Consider the following 20,724-nt stretch of genomic DNA (forward strand, 5'->3'; position numbering starts at 1 on the left):
AGCGCGCCCGGCGTGCCGCTAGGCGTCGATGCGCGAGCGGTCCAGGGTCGCCGCGGAGCTGGAGATGAACTCCTTGCGCGGGGCGACGTCGTTGCCCATGAGGAGGTCGAAGACCTGCTCGGCGGCCTCCAGGTCGGTGAGGTTGATCCGGCGCAGGGTGCGGTGACGCGGGTCCATGGTGGTCTCGGCCAGCTGGTCGGCGTCCATCTCGCCGAGGCCCTTGTAGCGCTGGATCGAGTCCTTGTAGCGGATGTTCTTGCTCTGGAACTCCATGAGCTTGTCGCGCAGCTCCCGGTCCGAGTACGTGTAGACGTACTTGTCCTGGCCCTTCTTGGGCTGGACCAGCTCGATGCGGTGCAGCGGCGGCACCGCGGCGAACACCCGGCCGGCCTCGACCATGGGCCGCATGTAGCGGTGGAACAGGGTCAGCAGCAGGGTGCGGATGTGGGAGCCGTCGACATCGGCGTCGGTCATCATGATGATCTTGCCGTAGCGGGCCGTGTCGATGTCGAAGGTACGGCCCGACCCCGCTCCTATGACCTGGATGATCGCGCCGCACTCGGCGTTCTTGAGCATGTCCGTCACGGACGACTTCTGGACGTTGAGGATCTTGCCGCGGATCGGCAGGAGCGCCTGGAACTCGGAGTTCCGGGCGAGCTTGGCGGTGCCGAGCGCGGAGTCGCCCTCGACGATGAACAGCTCGCTGCGGTCGACGTCGTCGCTGCGGCAGTCGGCGAGCTTGGCGGGCAGCGAGGAGGACTCCAGGGCCGTCTTGCGACGCTGCGCGTCCTTGTGCTGACGGGCCGCGATGCGGGTCCGGGCCGCGGCGACGGCCTTCTCCATGACGACGCGGGCCTGCTGGGCGTCGTCGCGCTTGGTGGAGGTCAGGAACGCCTTGAGTTCCTTGGAGATCACGTTGTTCACGATGCGGCGGGCCGCCGAGGTGCCGAGGACCTCCTTGGTCTGGCCCTCGAACTGCGGCTCGGCCAGGCGGACCGTGACCACCGCGGTGAGGCCCTCGAGGGCGTCGTCCTTGACGATGTCGTCCTCGGCCACGCGCAGCATCTTCTTGGTGCGCAGCACCTCGTTCAGCGTCTTGGCGACGGCCTGCTCGAAGCCGGCGACATGGGTGCCGCCCTTGGGGGTGGCGATGATGTTGACGAACGACCTGAGCGTGGTGTCGTAGCCGGTGCCCCAGCGCATCGCGACGTCGACGCCGAGCTCGCGGGTGACCTCGGTGGGCGTCATCTGGCCGTGCTCGTCGAGGACCGGGACGGTCTCCTTGAAGGTGCCCTGTCCGGTGAAGCGGAGGGTGTCGCAGATGGGCCGGTCGGAGGCCAGGAACTCGCAGAACTCGCTGATTCCGCCGTCGAAGCGGAACGACTCCTCACCCTTGCTGCCGCCCTCGCCGAGCCCGTACTCGTCACGGACGACGATGGTCAGGCCGGGCACCAGGAACGCGGTCTGGCGGGCGCGCTGGTGCAGCGTCTCCAGGGCGAGCTTGGCGTCCTTGAGGAAGATCTGGCGGTCGGCCCAGTAGCGCACGCGCGTGCCGCTGCGGGTCTTCGGGATCTTCTTGGCCTTGCGCAGCCCGCTCCCGGCCTCGAACTTCGCGTCCGGGCCCAGGGCGGCGAAGGCGCCGGGGACACCGCGCCGGAAGCTGATCGCGTGGGTGTGCCCGCCCCGGTCCACCTCGACGTCCAGCCGCGCGGAGAGCGCGTTGACGACGGAGGCGCCGACGCCGTGCAGACCGCCGGAGGCGGCGTACGAGCCGCCGCCGAACTTGCCGCCGGCGTGCAGCTTGGTCATGACGACCTCGACGCCGGAGAGGCCGGTCTTGGGCTCGACGTCGACCGGGATGCCCCGGCCGTTGTCCCGCACCTCGACCGAGCCGTCGTCGTGGAGGATCACGTCGATGTGGTCGCAGTAACCTCCGAGGGCCTCGTCGACGGAGTTGTCGATGATCTCCCAGAGGCAGTGCATCAGACCACGGCTGTCGGTGGATCCGATGTACATACCGGGGCGCTTCCGCACGGCCTCGAGCCCCTCGAGGACGAGCAGGTGCCGCGCGGTGTAGTTGGAACCGTCCCGGTCTGCTCCTGCCAGCAGCGCTGTGGACGGCACGGACGTGTCGGCGGTCACGCGGTTCGCTCCTCGCTGAATTTCAGATGCGGCCCTCATGGGTAAGGGCACGGCTTCAGTCACCGCTGAGAGGGTACCGAGGCCTGGTAGAGCCGTTGTAACGCCACCCTCGCTTCAGCCCACCCTAGTCCAGGGTCGCATGGGTGTTCGATCCCTCGATGGAGTGAAGCACACATCACGTTCCCTTCCAGGCATGAACCATTTAGGCTCCGGGCACGTCCTCATGAACAACCGGCAAGCCAGCCGGGAGGGCCGACCACCGATACGAACGCGAATCCGTACGACACATCAGACACGCACTACGGCACATTCGCCGCCAACCGGCAACAGCCACCCACCTCGGAAAATTTTTCCGAGGAGAAGCCACGAGCGGGAACGTTTTGGGGCTGGTTGGATGTTGACCCTGGTACGACAGCTCGTCGAGCTAGAGAAGAGGCGACGTGACTACTGTTCTGACCCCCGCGAGCCCGCTGACGGCCGCCGATCGCTGCGACCGCTGCGGCGCCCAGGCATACCTGCGCGTCGTCCTGCTGAGCGGCGGAGAACTGCTCTTCTGCGCCCACCACGGCCGCAAGTTCGAGCCGGAACTCAAGAAGATCGCCGCTGAGATACAGGACGAGACGGAGCGGCTGACCGCCCCTCCGGCGACCGCTCCCGACGAAGAGCGCTGACACCTCGCATCCGACGACGAGCAACCCGGCACAGGCCGGTGGGCGGGGGGGGGGCGCCCCCCCCCCCGGGGCCCCCCCCCCCCCCCCCCGCCCACCCCCCCCCCCCCCCCCCCCCCCCCCCCCCCCCCCCCCCCCCCCCCCCCGCGGGGGGGGGGGGGGGGGGGCCCCCCCCCCCCCCCCCCCCCCCCCCCCCCCCGACTCATGCCCGTACCCGCCGGGGACCGCCCGGCGGTCCTCCGGCGCTCTTTCGCGCGCTCTCAGCCCTGCGGCCACCCGAGGGTCCGCAGAATGTCGGAGACGCGCGTGTACACCCCGGGACTGCCCGCCTGGCCGCACCCCGTGCCCCAGGACACGAGGCCTATCAGCCGTCCCTGGGCCACCAGCGGCCCTCCGCTGTCCCCCTGACAGGCGTCCCGGCCCCCGCGCGCCTCTCCCGCGCACAGCATCGTCTCGGCTCGGTAGGTGCCCTCGGAACCACCCGGATACGCCTTCTCGCACAGCGCGTCGGGCTGCACCCGCACGCGCGCCGCGCGCAGACTGCCGGCATAGGTCCCGACTCCCGTGGTGTCCCCCCACCCGTAGACGGTGGCCGTGGTGCCCACCCGGTACGCGGGATCACCGGCCCCGGCCATGGCTATCACCGAACTCGCGGGCAGCGGCTCGGCCAGTCTGAGGACGGCGTAGTCGCCGGAGTTGGTGACGCTCTCATAGCCCGGGTTCACCCAGGTGTCGCGTACGGCGATCTCCTGACCGCGGTCCGAGAGCAGTTCCGTACGTCCCGTGATCACCTTGAGGTCGCCCACGCGCTCCGGGGACGTCCCCAGCGCCTCCTCGTCCATGCAGTGGGCCGCGGTGAGCACGGTGGTCCGGCCGACCGCCACACCCCCGCAGAACTGTCCCGCTCGCGCACCTCCGAACCGGTCACGGCTGGACAGCGCCACTGTCCACGGCCCCTCCGAGACGTCGACGGGGAAGCCACCGACGACGACGCTGTCGGCGGCCGCCGGAACGGCCGAGGCCAGCGGTATGACGGACACGGCGGCCGTGAGGGCCAGTGGCCGGGCCAGGGCCCGGGCAAGACGACGTCGCATGCACGCTCCTCACACTGGGGTGATCCCGGAACACCCACAGTGACGGACCCCGCCCGAGCCCGCACCCGCGCGGGGATGCGAAGACCCGGCTCCCGAGGACGGGAACCGGGCCTGGCACGAGCCGGCGCACGACGGCGCGTGGCGGTGGCGGACCTAGTCGAGGTAGTCGCGCAGCACCTGGGAGCGCGACGGGTGGCGCAGCTTCGACATGGTCTTGGACTCGATCTGACGGATGCGCTCGCGCGTGACGCCGTACACCTTGCCGATCTCGTCGAGGGTCTTCGGCTGACCGTCGGTGAGACCGAAGCGCATGGAGACCACACCGGCCTCGCGCTCGGAGAGGGTGTCGAGCACGGAGTGCAGCTGCTCCTGCAGCAGTGTGAAGCTGACCGCGTCGGCCGGGACGACCGCCTCGGAGTCCTCGATGAGGTCACCGAACTCGCTGTCGCCGTCCTCGCCCAGCGGGGTGTGCAGGGAGATGGGCTCGCGGCCGTACTTCTGGACCTCGATGACCTTCTCCGGGGTCATGTCGAGCTCCTTGGCCAGCTCCTCCGGAGTGGGCTCGCGGCCCAGGTCCTGGAGCATCTGGCGCTGCACGCGTGCGAGCTTGTTGATGACCTCGACCATGTGCACCGGGATGCGGATGGTGCGCGCCTGGTCGGCCATCGCGCGGGTGATCGCCTGACGGATCCACCAGGTGGCGTACGTGGAGAACTTGTAGCCCTTGGTGTAGTCGAACTTCTCCACCGCGCGGATCAGACCGAGGTTGCCCTCCTGGATGAGGTCCAGGAAGAGCATGCCGCGGCCGGTGTAGCGCTTGGCCAGGGAGACCACCAGGCGGAGGTTGGCCTCCAGCAGGTGGTTCTTGGCGCGGCGGCCGTCCTCGGCGATGATCTCCAGCTCGCGCTTGAGCTTGGGCGCCAGCTTGTCGGAGTTGGCCAGCTTGTCCTCGGCGAACAGGCCCGCCTCGATGCGCTTGGCGAGCTCGACCTCCTGCTCGGCGTTGAGCAGGGGGACCTTGCCGATCTGCTTGAGGTAGTCCTTGACCGGGTCGGCGGTGGCGCCGGCGGCGGCGACCTGCTGGGCGGGCGCGTCGTCCTCGTCCTCGTCGGAGAGGACGAAACCGGCGTTCTCCGCGCCCTCGGGCTCCTCCGCGACCTTGGTGTCCTCGAGGACCTCCTCGTCGCCCAGCTCGGCGTCGTCCTTCTTGGCCGTGGTCTTCTTGGCGGCCGTCTTCTTCACGGTCGCCTTCTTGGCGGCCGTCTTCTTCGCGGTCGTCTTCTTGGCAGCCGCCTTCCTGGCGGGTGCCTCCTCCTCGGCGGCGGGGTCGGCGGCGGGTGCCGCCGGAGTCGCGGTGGCGGTGGCCTTCCGTGTGGTCACCGTCTTGGCGGCGACCGTCTTGGCGGCGGTGCGCTTGGCGGGACTCTTCGCTGCGACGCTCTTGCGGGTGCGCTTGGGCTCTGCGGCACTGACCATCAGCGTCACACCCTCTTCCTCGAGGATCTGATTGAGGCTGCGCAGTACGTTCTTCCACTGAGTGGCCGGAATCTGGTCAGCTTCGAAGGCCCGACGCACGTCATCGCCGGCGATCTGCCCCTCAGCCTTTCCCCGCTCAATGAGCGCCATGACAGAGACGGACTCGGCGATCTCCGGCGGGAGCGTACGGGATGTGCTGGCCGACACGAACAACCTCTCGGAACGTTGGAAAACGGCTTCCGGCCCCGTCCACGGCGGACAGGAGCCGACCGCCGGCTTGGGGATGGGCCGACGGTGCGGGCGAGGGCCGGGGAGGATGCACAGCGCCATGAACGGCGTCCGTATTCCCTCCGCGGCTGTCACCTCTTAGGTCATCGCGTTCTTCTCAGGAGCGTTACGTCCAATCCGCGTGGCCCGAGTCACACCCCATAAGCACACGGAATCGGTCATACGATCACGAAAGCGTCCACTCGGGGGCGAGGAGGTCACCTCTCCGAGTGTGCCACGCCGTTCTGGGCATCGGACCCCGCGGGATCATCGACGATCCCGCGGGGTCCGACGGGGGACGGCTCATCGGTGGGGCACTGCCACAGGAGGGGGATGGCATGCCGGACCGCGCCGTCCGCGGAACGCGGTCAGTGCTCGCGGGGGGCGGGCACCACGCGTTCCACCTCTGGGTGGACCGTGAGCAGTTGGCGCATGGCCGCCTCGGCCGCCGCGCCGTCGCCGTCGGCGAGGGCGTCGACGATCCGGCCGTGCTGCGCCAGGGACGTCTCGTTCGGCCGCTCACAGCCCGTGACCGGGCCGCCCGAGACCTGCAGCGCGGCGGACACGATCCCGGACAGGTGCTCCAGCATCCGGTTGCCGGCGATCTGGATGAGCAAGGAGTGGAACTCCGCGTCGGCGCGGGCGAACGTCAGGGCGTCGCCCTGTCCCATGGCGTGGCCCATGATCTCGACCATGTCGGTCAGCCGCTGCTGGACGTCCTCCCGTCCGTGGCCGGCCGCCAGGCAGGCGGCGAGCGGCTCGATCGTCCAGCGGAGCTCACTGAGCTCACGGCGCTGGTCGTCGCGCTGCGGCCCGAAGGCCCGCCACTCGATGATGTCCGGGTCGAGGAGGTTCCAGTCGCTGACGGGACGCACGCGTGTGCCGACGTTCGGCCGGGCACTGACCAGGCCCTTGGCCTCCAGGACGCGGAGCGACTCGCGGACGACGGTGCGGGAGACCTCGAAGCGCTGGCCGATCTCCTCCGGCACCAGCGGGCGGTCGGCGCCCAGGTCTCCGGAAACGATCATCTGACCCAACTGTTGGACGAGTTGGCCGTGCAGCCCGCGGCCGCGGCTGCCCGCGGCCCGCCGGCCCACACGACCCAACTCCGGATCCGCGCCGTCCCAGGCGGGGCCCCCCACGCGGTCGACGGCGGGCGCCTCGGCGTAGGGGTAGCGGTCGAGTTCGCCCGGGCTCCCGAGGCCGGAGTCTGCGGAGCGGGCGGCGGTCATCATGGTGTGCGCAAGGGTACTCACGCATCCTTTGTCGGCTCCGCTTCCAACTCCCTTGAGGTCTTTGGTGAAAAGCACACGAAAGGGTGATCGCTCACCCCATCGCAATTGACGCCTTATCGGAAAGGAACGGGCTCTTTACGGTGAGTTGCGGGCAGGAGCGGGCCGTTGTGCCCATGGACGGTCGTTATCGGACCCTGCTCCGCAGGCCGGTGAACACGTACGCGCACAGCAGCGCCGCCAGCGACAACGTCAGCGCGCCACCGACGGGTTGGGCGATCAGGCGCAGGACCGCGTCCAGATGACGTTCGCCCCCGAAGGGCCACCGGAGCGGCAGACCGTCCCGCAGCCGCGACGCGAGCGGGACCGGGGTGCGCGCCGCCGGCCCTTCCGTCACCTTGTGCACGAGCGGCACGACGAGAAGGGGGACCGCGACGACGACGGCGAGACCGGCGGTGGTGGACCGGAACACACCGGCGGCCAGCACGCCGGCGCAGGCACACCCGGTCACGAGGCCGAGCCACCCCGCGCCCAGCGGCAGCCAGTCGGCGGGAACCTCGACGACCTCCCGTCCGTAGACGAGGTGGAGCAGTTCGGCATCGCACCCGACGGTCAGGACGGCCAGCACCGCCGCGGAGGCCGAGGCCACGAGGAGTTTGGCGGTCAGCAGCCCCAGCCGCCGGGGCACGGTGCCGCGGTCCGCCGCCAGCGCGGGGTGGCGGAACTCGTCACCGAAGGCCAGCGCGCCGAGCAGGCCCGCGCCGAGCGCCGCGGGCGGCAGCGGCAGTTCCCTCGGCCACGCGGCCAGCAGGCGCGGCTGCGGGGTGTGCCCGGCCCGCGCCAGCAGTACGGCGGTGAGCGCGGACACGACGAGCACGGCCGCCCCGACGAGGAACCCCGTACCGACGCCCGTGGCGCGGCGGATCTCGTAGCGCAGGGGGCGAAGGGGCCGGGCGGCGGGACGGACGGAGACGGAAGGGGGCAGCCCGGCGCCGGTGTCGCGCGCGCGGGCCGCCCGGCGCGAGCGGGCTCGAGGAGCCGGGTGTGCTCCCTGGGCCACGGATGTGTCCGGAGCCTCCTGCGACGGGGACACGGACGCGGAGGAGTCTTCGCCGGCCGGGGCGCCGGGACGGTACTCCGGATCGCGTGCCGTGTCGTCCGCGGGCGGGGGTGCGCCGGGTCCCGGCCGCGCGGGTTCCCCGTCGGCACCGGCCGGGGACGCCTTCTCGTCCACCGCCGGTTCGCCCGCCCCGGCGCCGGGACCCATGTCTCCGACCTCGTCCGCCAGTTGATGGACGACGATGCCGTGCCGGAACGCGATCTCACCGACGTCCGCGCAGGTACTGCCGTAGACGCAGAGGCGGTTGCCGCCCTCGTGCACGGCCTCCACGGACCGCCGGGTGGCGCGGGCCTCCTGTGCGAGCAGGGCGGAGAGGCGGGCGGCGTGCGGGCTGCGGACGGCGACGCGGGGGCGCAGCCGGGTCCGCGAGAAGTCCGCCGCCGCCTGGTCGGCGACGAGTCTTCCCCGTTCCAGGGTGACCACGTGGTCCGCGATCCGTGCGGCCTCCTTCGGGTCGGCCGTCGTGCACAGCACCGTGCCGCCCCGGGCCGCGTGCGCCCGGAGCGTGCCGTACAGCCAGCGGTTCTCGGCGGCGGACAGCCCTCGCGCGGGCTCGTCGAGCACGAGTGTGTGCGGGTCCGGCAGCAGCGCGCAGGCCAGTCCCAGGCGGCGGTCCATGCCGCGCGACAGGGTGCCCAGGCGTTCGTCGCGCAGGCTCACGAGCCCTGCCGCCTCGAGGACTTCGTCGGCCCGGCGGGCCGGGACGCCCGTGGCGGCGCACAGCATGCGGAGGTGTCCGCGGACGGTGCGGGCGGGGTGGCCCGGCACATCGCCGAGCAGTACGCCGACTTCGCGGAAGGGGTGGGGGATGCGGTGCAGCGGGCGGCCCCTGAAGTAGGTGATGCCACGGCCGCGTTGGAGTTCGAGCATGAGCCGGAGCGTCGTCGTCTTGCCGGCGCCCGGCGCTCCGAGCAACGCGGTGACGCGGCCCGCGTGCGCCTCGAAGGAGACGTCGTCGACGGCGGGCGGAAGCTCTTTGCGAGGGCTGCTGGTCAGTCCGGTGGCCTGGATCACCCGATGCAAGATAGCGCGCCATATCGGGTTTTTCGGGCATCTCGCGCCCCGCCGACGGGAGGGAGGGGCGCCACTCCACCGGGCCCGCCGGCCGGGTCCGGCCGTCCCGCGTCAGACCTCGGGGCGCAGCATCGGGGGGTTGAGCAGGGTGGCGCCACCGGCCCGGAAGAGCTGGGCGGGACGACCGCCCTGCCGGGTGGTCGTCCCGCCGGTGGGGACCAGGAAGCCCGGTGTGCCCGTCACCTTGCGGTGGAAGTTGCGCGGGTCGAGCGCCACGCCCCAGACCGCCTCGTAGACCCGGCGCAGCTCACCGACGGTGAACTCGGGCGGGCAGAAGGCCGTCGCCAGCGACGAGTACTCGATCTTGGAACGGGCGCGTTCCACCCCGTCCGACAGGATCTGGGCGTGGTCGAAGGCGAGCGGTGCCACCGGCTCGCCGTCCCGGCCGTAGCCACCCTGCTGCAGCAGCTCCTCGACGGGCGCCCAACGCGCGTTGCTGGCGTCGCCGCCGGCCCGGGGCGCGGGCAGGTCGGGGGCGAGGGCGAGGTGGGCGACGCTGACGACCCGCATCCGGGGGTCGCGCTTGGGGTCGCCGTACGTGGCGAGCTGTTCCAGGTGAGCGCCGTTGTCCTGGGCGGGGATGGCGGGGTCGTGCACCCGCAGCCCCGTCTCCTCGGCCAGTTCCCGGGCCGCCGCCTGCGCCAGGTCCTCGTCGGCCCGCACGAAGCCGCCGGGGAGCGCCCATCGCCCCTGGAACGGCGCCTCGCCCCGGCGTACCGCCAGCGCGCACAGGGCATGTCGGCGTACGGTCAGCACGACCAGGTCCACGGTGACGGCGAAGGGCGGGAAGGCTGACGGGTCGTAGGGCATGCGGCGATCATAGTCGTCTGCCTGACGATAAACACTCCCTTCGCCGTCCCGACGCCAACTGATCCGTTCCGGTCCGGCGGGTCCGTTCCCCCGTCCTCCCCGCCGTCCGGCGAAGGCGTCTTCCACCGGGTCAGACTCCCAGCCGGAGGCCGTCGGCCGCTTCCTCGACCATCGCGAGACCGAGCCGGCTGACCCGTACGGCGAAGGGGGCGCCCGCCACGCGCAGTCCCGTCAGGACCGTCTCGCCCAGCGGGGCGCCGCGCACCGGTCGCAGCGTGACCGTCCGGGCCGGGACGTCGGGGCGGATCCCCGCGAGCGTGGTCAGCAGCAGGACCCCGGCGGCCGCCGCCGTGGCCGCCGGGCGGCAGGCCGCCGGGTGCGGGAGCGGAACGCTCCCCTCGGTCCGCTGCTCCCCCGCGTACATCTCGGGCAGCCGGTGGCCGAACGCCTCCGCCGCCCCGAGCACGCCCCGCAGCAGGGACGTCGCCTCCTTCTCGTAACCGGCGGCCGCGAGTCCCGCGACGGCGAGCGCCGTCTCGCGGACCCGCACGGCGCCGGAACGGTGTCCGAACGGGTTGTGACCCGCTTCCTTCACGCCCATTCCGCGCAGGCCCCAGCCCGAGTCCAGGTCGGGGCCGCCCAGCAGCCGCGCCAGCCGCTCGGTCCGCACCTTGTCGAGGAGGCCGGGGGCGAGTTCGCCCCCGGCCAGCAGCCCGGTGTCGAGGAGGTGCGCGGCCGGTGCGCCCAGGTGCGGGACGGGGCGGCCGTCCGGGGCAAGGGCCGCCGCAGGCCGGTCGCCGCGCGGGCCGTCGATCCAGAAGTCGTCGTGGAAGGCCCCGCGCAGGGTCCGCGCCCACTGCCGCAGTCCGGTGCCGCCCGGTCTGCCGTACGCGTCGAGCAGGTCGGCGCCGAGCAGGGCCGCCCGGTGGGCCTGGGCCTGTGTCTCGCAGCGGACGGGTCCGCCGGGTTGCGGGTCGGGCAGGTAGGCGCCGTCGCCCACCGTGTTCCGCAGCCAGGTCAGACAGCGTTCGGCGGCCGGAAGCAGTTCCTCGGTCTCGTGTTCGGGGAGCCCCCAGCGGCGGGCTTCGGCCAGGAGCACCGGGAAGAGCAGCGTGGCCTCCGTTCCCGTGCAGCCGGGAGGCAGATGGGGCCCGGCGTCGCGGCACGGGCCGGGGATCATGCCGGCCTTCGGCCCCGGTCCTGGGAGTTGGGTGCGGGCGAGGGTGCGCAGGGTGCCCGCGGCGAGCCCGGTGCCCAGCGGCAGGGCCATCCGGGCGGCGGCGAGGGCCTCTGCCGGGGCGAGCCCGCAGCGCCAGGGGACGCCGGCCGCGAGGTGGAGGTCGGCGGGGTGTACCGGGTCGCGCAGCAGGAGGGCCCTGAGGTCGTCGACGCTCGTCCGCAGCAGGGCGGGGGCCCGCGGGTCGTCTCCCGTGGCGCGCGCCGGGGCGAGAGGGCTCGTGGCCGTGCGGCCCGCGGAACGAAGAGGTGCCGCTCCGTCCTGCCGTATGCGCAACTCGATGCTCGTGCTGCCGCCCGGAGGAAGGTCGAACTCCCAGCGCAGCAGTCCGGCGGAGGCCAGCGCCTCGGCGGGCGGCGGTTCGGCCGTGACCGACGCGCGGGCACCGGCCCGGGACCAGCGCAGGCCACTGGCGTGGACATCGGCCGGCAGCTCGGGCCCCGCGCGGCCTGCGGCGATCGTCCCGAGGTCGGCGAGATCCGTGCCGAGGGCCACCTCGACGGGCAGGCGCAACGGACGCGGGGCCGCGCTGCGCAGCGTGATCCGTTCCGTGCCGTCCGCGCAGCGTGTCCGCTCCACGACCACATCCGGGTCCGGGCCGCCGTCCCGCGGGGACACGCGCAGCGTCCCCACGAAACGGGCCCGGTCGGCGGCCACCATCCGCGCTTGTACCGGGAGCGGCTCCCGCCCGGCCACGCGGACCTGGCACCGGGAGAGGAGACGGCGTCCCGCACGGTAGAACCCCTCCAGCCCGCTGCCGGTCTGCTGCCCCTGTTCCGTCGAGACGGCAAGGCCGGGCAGGGCGACGCAGATCATGGCGGTGTGCGCGGGCGGCAGCTCGGCGGGCCACCGACGTGCGGGGTGGTGGTCCCGCTGTCGTGGGAGTGGCGTCCGCGTGCCGGTCGGGGGTCCGGCACGGTCGGCGAAGGGTGCGGGCGGAGCCGGCTGGTGCATGGGAAGGCTTTCTCTGTGCTCGGTGTGGCTCGGGCGGGCCCGTCGCCGACAGGCTTCGGTCAGGCCGGTGGAGGTGGAACACGACGTCACGCCCCGTCCAGGCGTTCCGCCACTCAGGTGAACGGAACCAGCCGTCCCCGGGTCACGCCCACACGGGCAGAGCCGTGCCTCCCCCCGTGCCTGAACGGCCGGGGAGGCATCCTCGGGACGACGGGAGTGCCCGCGCGAGCGGAACCGAGAGTGGATGAAGGCGGGCAGGGGGAAGGCCTCCCGCTCATGGGCCTCCGCTTGAGCGAAGCCGAGAGTGGGGCGGCACCTCGCCGACGCCGGGCCGCGCGGCCTCCCCGCCCGCTCCGGACGGCCGTGGCCCGTCCGGAGCGGGCCTCCGGGAAGGCTCCCCGCCGATGGCACAGCGCGGACAGCACCCCCGCCACCGCCCACCACGCCTCTTCAAGACCGGGTCCCGCTCAACGGGCCCACCGTCACAGCTCGCTCACTCCTGCCTGTCGCCGCCCCCGTGACCGGTCCGCGCGCCCGGCTGCGAGGCACCACGGCGACGCCCCGCACCGGGGCGCGCGCCACCGGGACGTGTTCCGCTCTCGTCCGCGCCGCCCTCCGCGGGGTGGGCGCTCGCTGCCGACGTACGCGCATGCGGGACCCGTCGTCCCGGTCGGCCGCCCTCCGTGCGGACCCGGCGGGGGAGGGCGATGCCGGTGCAGGGCACACGGGCGCGGCGCCGGCGGGGCAGGGGGGCCGCTTCGGGGTCCGGAACCGCGGGTTCGGCAACCGGTGGCTCCGTGGCCACGGCCGCCGTCCCGTCCGGCGCCGCCCGCCCGCGGTCCCCGCGCTCGGACCGCAGGCAGCGGCGGATCGACTCCGGGTCGAGCCCTTCGTTGCACGCCTGGTGCAGAAGCCGGGCGAAGAGGTAGTCGGGGTCGGCGCCCAGGGCCATGGCGAGTGCTTCCCGGGCCTCCAGTTCGTCACCGGTGGACCAGGCGACCCACCCGGCGAGGGTGAGGGGGGCCGCGGCGTGTTCGCCGTACGCCCCGACGCAGCGGCGGGCCAGGGCGCGCCACAGGCGAAGGGCCGGGCCCGCCTCGTCGCCCTCCATCCACTCGGCCGCGCGGTCGCGGGTCGTGCGGTCCTGCAGGCCGAGGATCAGCGCCGCGGCCTCGTCGTGCCCGAGCAGTTCGTCGTCCCGCAGGTCCGCCGGGAGCGTGCCGGGTAGGGGCGGGGCGTCGGCGAGACGGCCCAGGATCCGCTCGGCCAGCTCCAGTGTCTCCCCGGCGACCTCGTGCCGGCCCTCCGCGTCGAGGATCCTGGGGATCAGCGCCAGGCCGGCGGCGTCCAGGGCGGCCTCCTGCTCCCGGGCGGCGGAGTGCTCCCACGGCTGGAGCCTGGCGCGCAGTTCGCGCAGGGTGCCGCGGACCTGGAGCCCGGCGTAGGTGGCGGCGGCGGCCAGCACCGAGGTACCGGGCAGGCCCATCGGTGTCCCCTCGGACGGGCAGCAGCCCTCGTCGTCGCAGCAGTACGACCAGTACTAATCCGTGTCCTGGCACTACCAGCGGTGATACCGCCATCTGCGCGATGACCTGGGGAAGAACCCTCTCGGCGTCACCGGCTGTTTTCGGGTGTTTTCCAGTGTCCCGTGTCCCGTCAGTGTCCCGGATCTCCCGCAACAAGCCTGCGCCCGCCGCAACCACCGGGAAAAGTCGACGGTCGCACGCAACGTTGACGGCGGTAGCGTCGGTGGTGGAAGCGGAGGTGACCGCCATGACTCCCGACCTCTCCGACACCATCGCCCGACTGGACGCCGACGATCTCTCCGTCCTGGCCGACGTGCTGCCGGGCCTGAAGTGGGGCGGCAGCGACACCGCCGCCGCCCTCTTGACCTTGGTGGTCGAGGCGCAGGAGGCCCGTGAAACAGGGTCACCGACCTAGTTCACTCGCCCCTGACGGAACGAATCCCCCGAGCCGAAGTGATGTCGATCGACTCAGGGGATCGGTCTGTTTCACGCGCCGTGACGCGCTTCATGCGTCAGGCAGCAGGCGGGACGACCAGGGCAGTGCCGGGGAAGATCAGGTCGCCGTTGTTGCTCGACGCGTGACCGTGGTCCCGCGCGGCAGCCTCGATGAGCGACCGGTTGGCGTCGTAGATCGTCCGCCACTTGGTGCCGTCGCCGTAGGCGCTCACCGCGAGATCCCAGAGCGTGTCACCGGGAACCACCGGGTGCGGCAAGCCTTGAGTCGCCGCCACGGCAGTCGAACACGCTTGGCCGGTCGCGACGATGCATGCCGTTTCTCGTGAGGCCTCCTCTACAAGCCCCTCCCTCACATATGTCGGCGCGAGGTGGGCCGGGGTCACGCAGCTGCCGAGGTCCGCAGCCTGGCATGCCTCGCCCACCTCTATTGAGGAAGTGGGATCACAGAGCAGATCGTTTTCGTTGCAGGTGTCTACAGTCCGCCCCCTGTACTCGGGCGGTGTACTGCGCGGCGAATCGAACCTGCGGTACGGGTTACCAAACAGTTCGATGGCCCGAATCCTGAGCCCTACACCGGCAGAGACAACGTTCGGGCCCGCACCAAGCGAGTCCTGAATGACGTTGGCTCCCAGGGAGTACCCGACGAGGACGAAACACTCGTCGGGGTGCTGCCGATGCTCGCTCTCCAGGTAGTCGACGAGAGCTTCGTTGCCTCTGTCGAGGTTGCCTCTATCCGGGAGGGCAGGCCAGTCGATCGTGAGGGTTTTGACGTTGGTGGAAGGACTCAGTTTCTCGACCAGAGGGTCAACCGCCCACTTCCCGAGATTCTCGTCCGGCTCATTGAAGCCCCGGACGTAGACGATCACGATGTCGTGACACACCAGGGCCTCGTCGCCCGGCACGGACGAGGGCTCCACTGGCGGTACGGAAGGCAGCGGCGACGAAGGAGCCACCGGGGCAACCGTGGTGGTTGTGGGCGTCGGCGTCTCTTGCGTCGGCGTCGGCGTCGGCGTCGGCGTCGGCGTCGGCGTACCTTCCGTCGGCGTCGGCGTCTCGTGTGTCGGCGTCTCCTCCGGCGTCGGTTCTTCGTGTGTCGGCGTGGGTTCCTCGGTCTGCGCGAAAGCTGCATACCCAGGCGTCATCAGAGCGATGGAACCGGCCAGCAAGCCACTGACGGTCATCACAGCGGCTCGCTGGAAGGTGCGTATTCGCGGAGTCTTCGCAGAGCACGGACGTTGTCGCTGCACAGGCCATCACCTACTTTCGGTTGCACGTAATACACGTTGAGCGATCACTCGCTACCGTAAGTAGCAGCCTTCCTCTTGGGTGTGCTGAACGGAGCCGAACGGGTGACCGCCCAAAGCGGCGGCCTGACTCACGCGCCGTGCGGGGGCTCAGCCCGCCAGATGTTTCAAGAAGTCGGTGACGAACTTCTCGACTTCTTCCTTCGTCGTGCTGTCCTCGACGCTCAGCCGGTCCACGTCCTCGACACCGGCGTGCTTGAACAACCGGTCCCGGCTGCGGTCGGCGGAGGCACGGCCCTTGTGGTGCGGGCCGTCGATCTCGATGACACCGACCCGCCCTCGGTACGTGATCAGGAAGTCCGGTTCGAAGGTGTGCCCCGGTACACGCAGCGCGCCCAGGGGCATGATCCCGATGGTGTCGTTGTCCGGCAGGGAAGCCTGCTGCTCCTTGAGCACCTGGTACACGCGGTGCTCCCACTCGTTGGTGAAGTGGAGACCGTCCTCGGCCGGATGCCGGGGCTCCAGCCGGACCTTGCGGGCGTGATTCGTCTGGTGCCCGCCCTTGAGCTCACGGGCCAACTGCTCCCGCCAGTTCGGTCCGACCTTCGGGATGACCTCTCGGACCGAGACATCCTCGATGTTCCGCCCACAGCCGGCCCCAACGGCCTCGAACGCCGACTTGATGTGGTTGACGAGATAACCGGAGTTGGGCAAGAGGCGTGGCTCCAGCTCCAGGATGACCTCTTGGTACTCCCTCTCATATGAGAAGGACATGGAGTCCTCGTGGGCGGTGTGCCTCTCGATCCAGACGCTCGTCACGTCCAGCATGAGAGCAGCCGCCTCCCTGTATCCGCGCTGAACCAGCAGCATGGATGCGGCACCGATCACCTCGTCGTCCGTCATCTCGATACGGGGGCGCACCTCTTCACTCATGGTCGGATTTTCGCATGCACCACTGACAACGAAGAGGGGCCGCGTGCCAGTTGAGATCAGACGCGCGGCAAGGGCCTCGTGATCAGGAAAGAGGTCCCGGCGTGAGTACCGGGACCTCTTCCTCACACTCCATCAAGCGGCCGGGCTGGTCGGGGTCTCCGTACAGGCGGCCATGGCGTCGGCGCACCCCCAAGGGTCGAGAGGGCTACCGGAGGCTGTGTGTTGCTTCCTACGCGATCAGGACCAGATGTAGGTCAGGATCACGAAGATGACGATCAGGAGTCCGATCGTCGTCCCTCCTCCGGTCTTGAGCGCCTCGTAGTACGAGACGCCTTCCATGACCCGATGGAGGATGCCCGCGACGAAGCCGACGATGGTCGATGCCAGGATGGCGATCAGAGCGTCGATCTTCTTGTTCCTCTGCACGTGAGGAACAGGGGACTGCGGGCTGTTCTGCGGCGCCGACATGGCTCGCCTTCACCTTCGTAGCCGCCTGCGAGGTGAGCTGTCGGGTTCGGGCTCTACGAAGACAAGCCCGGCCGTGCCATGCGCACGGCTTCACCCCTAGCCGACTCCCTGATGCCCCCGCACCTCAGGGCTGCTCACGAGACCCGGCAACTTGCGTTGGGTCCCCCGCTCCTGCCGATCTCCGAGTGCGAGACAGACGTCCGGGCAGCGGCAGGACTCGGGGTCTACCGGACCGCCTCACCTCCGTCGGTGAGGACTTGTGCGGAGGATCATCGCGGGCTACCGATCAGTAGCGCCAATTGAAATGCCCTGATGTGCTGTTAATCACCTCGCTCACCCATTCGAGTGATAATCCCAGGGTAACCCCGAACTCTGGCCATAGAATTGACGATCAGTTACCGAACAGATCGCGCCATGATCGGCTAACTCCGATAAAGGCGTCGTGCTCCTGCCAAACTCTCCCTATGGACGCAGGGTTGGCGGCAGTACTGGGCGCGCTTGCAGGGGCCGTCGCGACGACAGCGGCGGCACTCGCCACGGGATGGTCCGCACGGGAACAAGCGAAGATCACAGCACGCGGTGAGCACCGGCGACAACGGCGCGATGCCCGGCAGGCGGTCTACGAAGAGTTCATAGCAGCGGTCAGGGAGCAACTGAACCATGCTGCGCCCTTGTTCGAGGAAAGCCCGCCAGAGGATCAAGAGGAATTTGATCGCCACTTCCGATCCTCAGGAGTCGCTTACGAGACACTAGTGGAAGACGCCTACCGTCTCCACATCAACGTCATGACAGTCCTGACACGCGTCCAACTGGCCGGCCCGGAAGATATAACAAAAATCGCCAAAACAGTAAGCAATCGCTCTTTAGCCCTCACCTCCTCAGTGGCGTCACTTATCAGTACCCCTCGCAGGAGGGACTCACTGAGACAAGCATTCAAAAGTGCCGGCGATCGCGGTCAAAAACTGGATTTGGCTGTAGACGCCTTTATTGATGCTGCACAGGAGGCCTTGGATGACGACGGCACGAAGCGGTAGCCGCCAGCCCCCCTTCCTCACCAGTCGCGAGACCCCCCACAACCCGGTACCCACCGACCGCCGACATTCGCCCACCAGCGACCGCGCCCCCAGTGCTGCGGCGGGTCCGGTTTCGCGCACTGCGGGCACTTGCAGTAGACGGCCCCAGCGGCGTTCTGGAAGCCGCCCGGGACGTGGTCGGGAGTGATGGTCAGGGACGGTGCCTCCGGACGCTCGGAGACCGCCCTACGGGCTGCGTTGCCCTTGTGGGCCCCGGCTCTGCGGTTGCACGACGCGTGCGCCGGCCCGTTGTAGTCGCCGGGGCCGCCACCATCGGCGTGGTCCAGGTCCCAGGGCTGACCGTCCAGGATCGGGCTGCCGCAGCGGCTGCACGGCATGCCGGTGACGTCGCCCAGCGCGGCACGGGCGTCCTGGTGGCGTCGGTGGCCGTGGCGGGGCCGATGGGCGTCGCAGTAGCGGCGGGGGCGTCCAGGGCCCACCTGCTCGAAACGCTGACCGCATGCTTCACACGTACGACTGGTCATCGTGGTCGCCTCCGCCGGTACTCGCACGGGGCGCAGAGGTCAGGATTGCCCCGGCTCCGGCCCTCCCGCGTACCGCACGCGTGGCAGTTCCACGGGATCGGAACCCTCGGCGTCCCTACCCTAGGGGCCCTCGTCCTCGGAGTACCGACCATGATCAATTCACCTTTTCCGCAGCGGGGGGATGCATGAAAAATCGGGCGCGCGAAAAAATGTTGGACCGAGCGCGGGGTCGCCAAGGGGATCTCTTTAAGCATGATCCCCTCCCCCCTGGGTGGTTAGGGTCTCCCACTCGCCCGCCGTCTTGACTCTTGAATGCTGGACAGTTCGCAGCAACCGGGAGGGTGCGGCCTCACCGATCACTACGGGTGCGGGTAACTCGTCGCCCTCGATGACGAGTTCGCTTTCATTGAAGTCAACGTTTCACTCGTCATTAACAATTGGTCGTTGACCACGATCTTCGAGTCGTGCATATGTGCGGTCGTACTCAGCGCGATGCTCGATGTCACTGAGCATCTTGCGCTGGAGCTGCCAACCTGACTCGACTGTGTTCAGTTCCTCGCGGGCGTCACGCTCGGCAACGGCCAGGCGCTCGATATCGGCCCGCGTTAGGCCGACGCTCACGGGCTCACCACCACCACGACGCCAGACGGTCTGAGGCTGGGGCTGAGTCTGCTGGGCGTGGACTGCGGCCAGCCACTTGGCCTTGGCCTTGGCCAGCTCCTGATCCCAGTCCTGCATCTTCTTGGTGGCGTCGGCGATGGCGTCCGCCCACTTGTCGATGGCCCCCCGTTCGTGACGGAGCACCGGGTCCGGGGTTGGCTTGATGTATCCCCGGACAGGGTCGGGCTCCAGCCCCCACTGGACGCAGTACTCCCCAGCGACAGGGCCCTCGACGGTCCGGCAGGACTGAGGTCCGCGCTGCCGCCCGCACCGCTCGCACTTGCCGCCGCCGCCCTTGGTGCTGACGCTGGTGATGGCCTTGTTCTGGGCACCGGTCCTCACGACGCCTCCCCCTTGCTGCGCGCGACGGCGATGGCCTTGGCGCGGTCGACGATGTGGATCAGATGCCGGTACGCCTCTTCGTCCAGGCGTGCGATGACCTTGATCGCCAGGGTTTCGGCGACGTTGGGGTCGTCCAGGTCGCGGACCGTCGACAGTTCCAGGGAGGCCAGAAGGTCGGCGCGGGCCTGTTCGGTCGGTGACAGCGTCATGAGTGCTCCTTCAACTTCGCGACCAGGTCGTTGATCGCCTGCTTGCAGTGGTCGTAGACGCCCAGCTCGTCCAGCGAGACGTCGAGGGCGATGACGCACCGACCGTCGAACAACCCGGTGAACGCCCTCGGACTGCTGCCAACGTCGGTGCGATAGAAGCGGATCTGCACGGGAGTCCTGGGAGGCCAGCCGGCCCGTTTGGCGTGAACGGCCAGAGCCGCTTTGGCCGCGGCGTACTGGCTGGTCGTGCCGTCGACGCGGATCATCATCAGGCCACCTCCCGGTTGGCTTCGGCGATTTGGCGCAGGACGAACGATGCGTAAGTCCTGTGAGCTTCCTCGGCGAGCACTCGGGCGCGGATGGCGGCGATGGAACTGGTCTCGACAGTGTGTGCGGCACTGTTACTGCCACGGAGCACCGGACTGACCTCGAAGACGTCCAGGGACTTGAGGAACCGCACCGCTGTGCCGTTCTGGTCGCCGTGCGAGTAGTCCAGGATGTTGAAGCCGAACGACCACTGCTGGAGTGGCCCCAGTTCCCGGATGACTTCCAGGGTGTCCTGCGCGGCCTGCGACTTGAAGAATGTCGCTTCCACCAGAGCGCCACCGGAACTACCGGTCCGGATGACACCTTTACCGACGGGGAGGTTCGGGCCCCAGGAGGAGTGGTTGTACGCGCTGATGACGACTTCCTGGCCGTCGGTGAACGCGCCAGGCGTCACGACGTCGCCGTCGTGGTCAATATTGCCGTAGACGCTGAACATAGCGGTGACGGTGCCGTCGGCGGCCTTGACGTCATGCGACGTGAAGGTTTTGCGCTCGGGGAACACTGCGCCTCCTTTCGACGGCCCTTTGTTCGGCCAGTGCCAGTAGTTCACCCCTGGGGAGTCTCCATATGCCGTTCGGCAGCCGGTAAGCACCCGTCATGGTGAGCGCTGTGTTCCGTACTTGGCGTTGCGAGATCCCCAGGAGCTGTGCCGCATCGGCCACTGATAGGAATTCTTCCCCGGCAAGGGCACCCGACGGTTCCGCAGTGCCGAGGTTTCTGTAGATGTCGCGATTGCGGCGGGAGTGCGGAGACGGCGGGGAGTTCCGGACGTAGAAGGCGACGGCTTCGGCGATGGCATCGCGATCACGACCGGTGGCGAGCAGCCGGTCGGCGTCGGAATAGATCATGGCTGTGCGCCTTTCTGCGGACCTTTCACGGAGGCGGTAATGGAGTTGGTCCGGCCAGGGGGGAGAAAGCCATCCGAGG

At 70.0% G+C, this 20,724-nt stretch carries 18 protein-coding genes, 1 pseudogene and 1 riboswitch; of the genes and pseudogenes, 3 read left to right on the forward strand and 16 right to left on the reverse strand.

Annotated elements, in window-relative coordinates; genetic code table 11:
• Positions 1–18: 18 nt before the first annotated feature.
• Positions 19–2,142, reverse strand: a complete 2,124-nt coding sequence (locus tag ACH5AO_RS11195) for a type IIA DNA topoisomerase subunit B (RefSeq protein WP_398923971.1) — start codon at positions 2,140–2,142, stop codon at positions 19–21.
• 440 nt (positions 2,143–2,582) lie between these two features.
• On the opposite strand from ACH5AO_RS11195, the gene ACH5AO_RS11200 reads away from it, so the two are divergent.
• A complete protein-coding gene (locus ACH5AO_RS11200) occupies positions 2,583–2,813 on the forward strand; it encodes a hypothetical protein (RefSeq protein WP_159536152.1) in 231 nt (76 codons plus the stop codon).
• 257 nt (positions 2,814–3,070) lie between these two features.
• On the opposite strand, the gene ACH5AO_RS11205 is transcribed toward ACH5AO_RS11200, so the two are convergent.
• From ACH5AO_RS11205 to ACH5AO_RS11235, 7 genes and pseudogenes are all read right to left on the reverse strand, one after another.
• Positions 3,071–3,904 (reverse strand): S1 family peptidase, encoded by an 834-nt coding sequence (locus ACH5AO_RS11205; protein WP_398923972.1) that lies wholly within the window; start codon positions 3,902–3,904, stop codon positions 3,071–3,073.
• 153 nt (positions 3,905–4,057) lie between these two features.
• The gene (locus ACH5AO_RS11210) at positions 4,058–5,587 is read right to left on the reverse strand and encodes an RNA polymerase sigma factor (protein ID WP_398923973.1); all 1,530 of its coding nucleotides are present in this window, start codon (positions 5,585–5,587) and stop codon (positions 4,058–4,060) included.
• Between the two features lie 428 nt (positions 5,588–6,015).
• Positions 6,016–6,903, reverse strand: coding sequence for an FCD domain-containing protein (locus ACH5AO_RS11215; RefSeq protein WP_361746025.1), 888 nt, complete (start codon positions 6,901–6,903; stop codon positions 6,016–6,018).
• Between the two features lie 163 nt (positions 6,904–7,066).
• Complete coding sequence (locus ACH5AO_RS11220) at positions 7,067–9,013, reverse strand: ATP-binding cassette domain-containing protein (RefSeq protein WP_398923974.1); 1,947 nt, start codon at positions 9,011–9,013, stop codon at positions 7,067–7,069.
• Between the two features lie 111 nt (positions 9,014–9,124).
• Complete coding sequence (locus ACH5AO_RS11225) at positions 9,125–9,883, reverse strand: NUDIX domain-containing protein (RefSeq protein ID WP_398923975.1); 759 nt, start codon at positions 9,881–9,883, stop codon at positions 9,125–9,127.
• Between the two features lie 130 nt (positions 9,884–10,013).
• Complete coding sequence (locus ACH5AO_RS11230) at positions 10,014–12,074, reverse strand: glycogen debranching N-terminal domain-containing protein (protein WP_398923976.1); 2,061 nt, start codon at positions 12,072–12,074, stop codon at positions 10,014–10,016.
• 493 nt (positions 12,075–12,567) lie between these two features.
• Positions 12,568–13,614 (reverse strand): annotated as a pseudogene (locus ACH5AO_RS11235) (DUF4192 family protein); the annotation flags it as partial.
• Between the two features lie 233 nt (positions 13,615–13,847).
• Between ACH5AO_RS11235 and ACH5AO_RS11240 the strand changes: the two are divergent.
• Positions 13,848–14,015: a hypothetical protein gene (locus tag ACH5AO_RS11240; protein WP_398923977.1), complete on the forward strand. Its 168-nt coding sequence runs from the start codon at positions 13,848–13,850 to the stop codon at positions 14,013–14,015.
• A gap of 97 nt (positions 14,016–14,112) precedes the next feature.
• On the opposite strand, the gene ACH5AO_RS11245 is transcribed toward ACH5AO_RS11240, so the two are convergent.
• The 3 genes from ACH5AO_RS11245 to ACH5AO_RS11255 all read right to left on the reverse strand — a co-directional run bounded on the left by ACH5AO_RS11245 (position 14,113) and on the right by ACH5AO_RS11255 (position 16,659).
• Entirely contained in the window at positions 14,113–15,198 is a 1,086-nt protein-coding gene (locus ACH5AO_RS11245; RefSeq protein ID WP_398923978.1) for a cutinase family protein, read from the reverse strand.
• A gap of 252 nt (positions 15,199–15,450) precedes the next feature.
• Entirely contained in the window at positions 15,451–16,233 is a 783-nt protein-coding gene (locus ACH5AO_RS11250; RefSeq protein ID WP_398923979.1) for a hypothetical protein, read from the reverse strand.
• Positions 16,234–16,470: 237 nt separating this feature from the next.
• The gene (locus ACH5AO_RS11255) at positions 16,471–16,659 is read right to left on the reverse strand and encodes a hypothetical protein (RefSeq protein ID WP_398923980.1); all 189 of its coding nucleotides are present in this window, start codon (positions 16,657–16,659) and stop codon (positions 16,471–16,473) included.
• Between the two features lie 49 nt (positions 16,660–16,708).
• Positions 16,709–16,860, reverse strand: a riboswitch (cyclic di-AMP (ydaO/yuaA leader).
• A gap of 317 nt (positions 16,861–17,177) precedes the next feature.
• Here ACH5AO_RS11255 and ACH5AO_RS11260 point away from each other — a divergent pair.
• Positions 17,178–17,735 (forward strand): hypothetical protein, encoded by a 558-nt coding sequence (locus tag ACH5AO_RS11260; protein WP_398923981.1) that lies wholly within the window; start codon positions 17,178–17,180, stop codon positions 17,733–17,735.
• 944 nt (positions 17,736–18,679) lie between these two features.
• Here the strand turns inward: ACH5AO_RS11260 and ACH5AO_RS11265 are convergent.
• From ACH5AO_RS11265 to ACH5AO_RS11285, 5 genes are read right to left on the reverse strand one after another with little or no spacing between them, the layout of a single operon-like run.
• A complete protein-coding gene (locus ACH5AO_RS11265) occupies positions 18,680–19,261 on the reverse strand; it encodes a hypothetical protein (RefSeq protein WP_398923982.1) in 582 nt (193 codons plus the stop codon).
• Positions 19,258–19,470 (reverse strand): hypothetical protein, encoded by a 213-nt coding sequence (locus tag ACH5AO_RS11270; RefSeq protein ID WP_398923983.1) that lies wholly within the window; start codon positions 19,468–19,470, stop codon positions 19,258–19,260. The genes ACH5AO_RS11265 and ACH5AO_RS11270 overlap by 4 nt, the downstream gene beginning before the upstream one ends.
• Entirely contained in the window at positions 19,467–19,739 is a 273-nt protein-coding gene (locus ACH5AO_RS11275; protein WP_398923984.1) for a hypothetical protein, read from the reverse strand. Before ACH5AO_RS11275 ends, ACH5AO_RS11270 begins: the two co-directional genes overlap by 4 nt.
• On the reverse strand, positions 19,739–20,299 hold the full coding sequence (locus tag ACH5AO_RS11280; RefSeq protein WP_398923985.1) for an HK97 family phage prohead protease: 561 nt from the start codon (positions 20,297–20,299) through the stop codon (positions 19,739–19,741). Before ACH5AO_RS11280 ends, ACH5AO_RS11275 begins: the two co-directional genes overlap by 1 nt.
• The gene (locus ACH5AO_RS11285; protein ID WP_398923986.1) at positions 20,265–20,645 is read right to left on the reverse strand and encodes a hypothetical protein; all 381 of its coding nucleotides are present in this window, start codon (positions 20,643–20,645) and stop codon (positions 20,265–20,267) included. Before ACH5AO_RS11285 ends, ACH5AO_RS11280 begins: the two co-directional genes overlap by 35 nt.
• Positions 20,646–20,724: the final 79 nt, after the last annotated feature.

The sequence above is a fragment of the Streptomyces sp. NPDC018964 genome, from assembly GCF_044390325.1.
Lineage (GTDB): Bacteria > Actinomycetota > Actinomycetes > Streptomycetales > Streptomycetaceae > Streptomyces.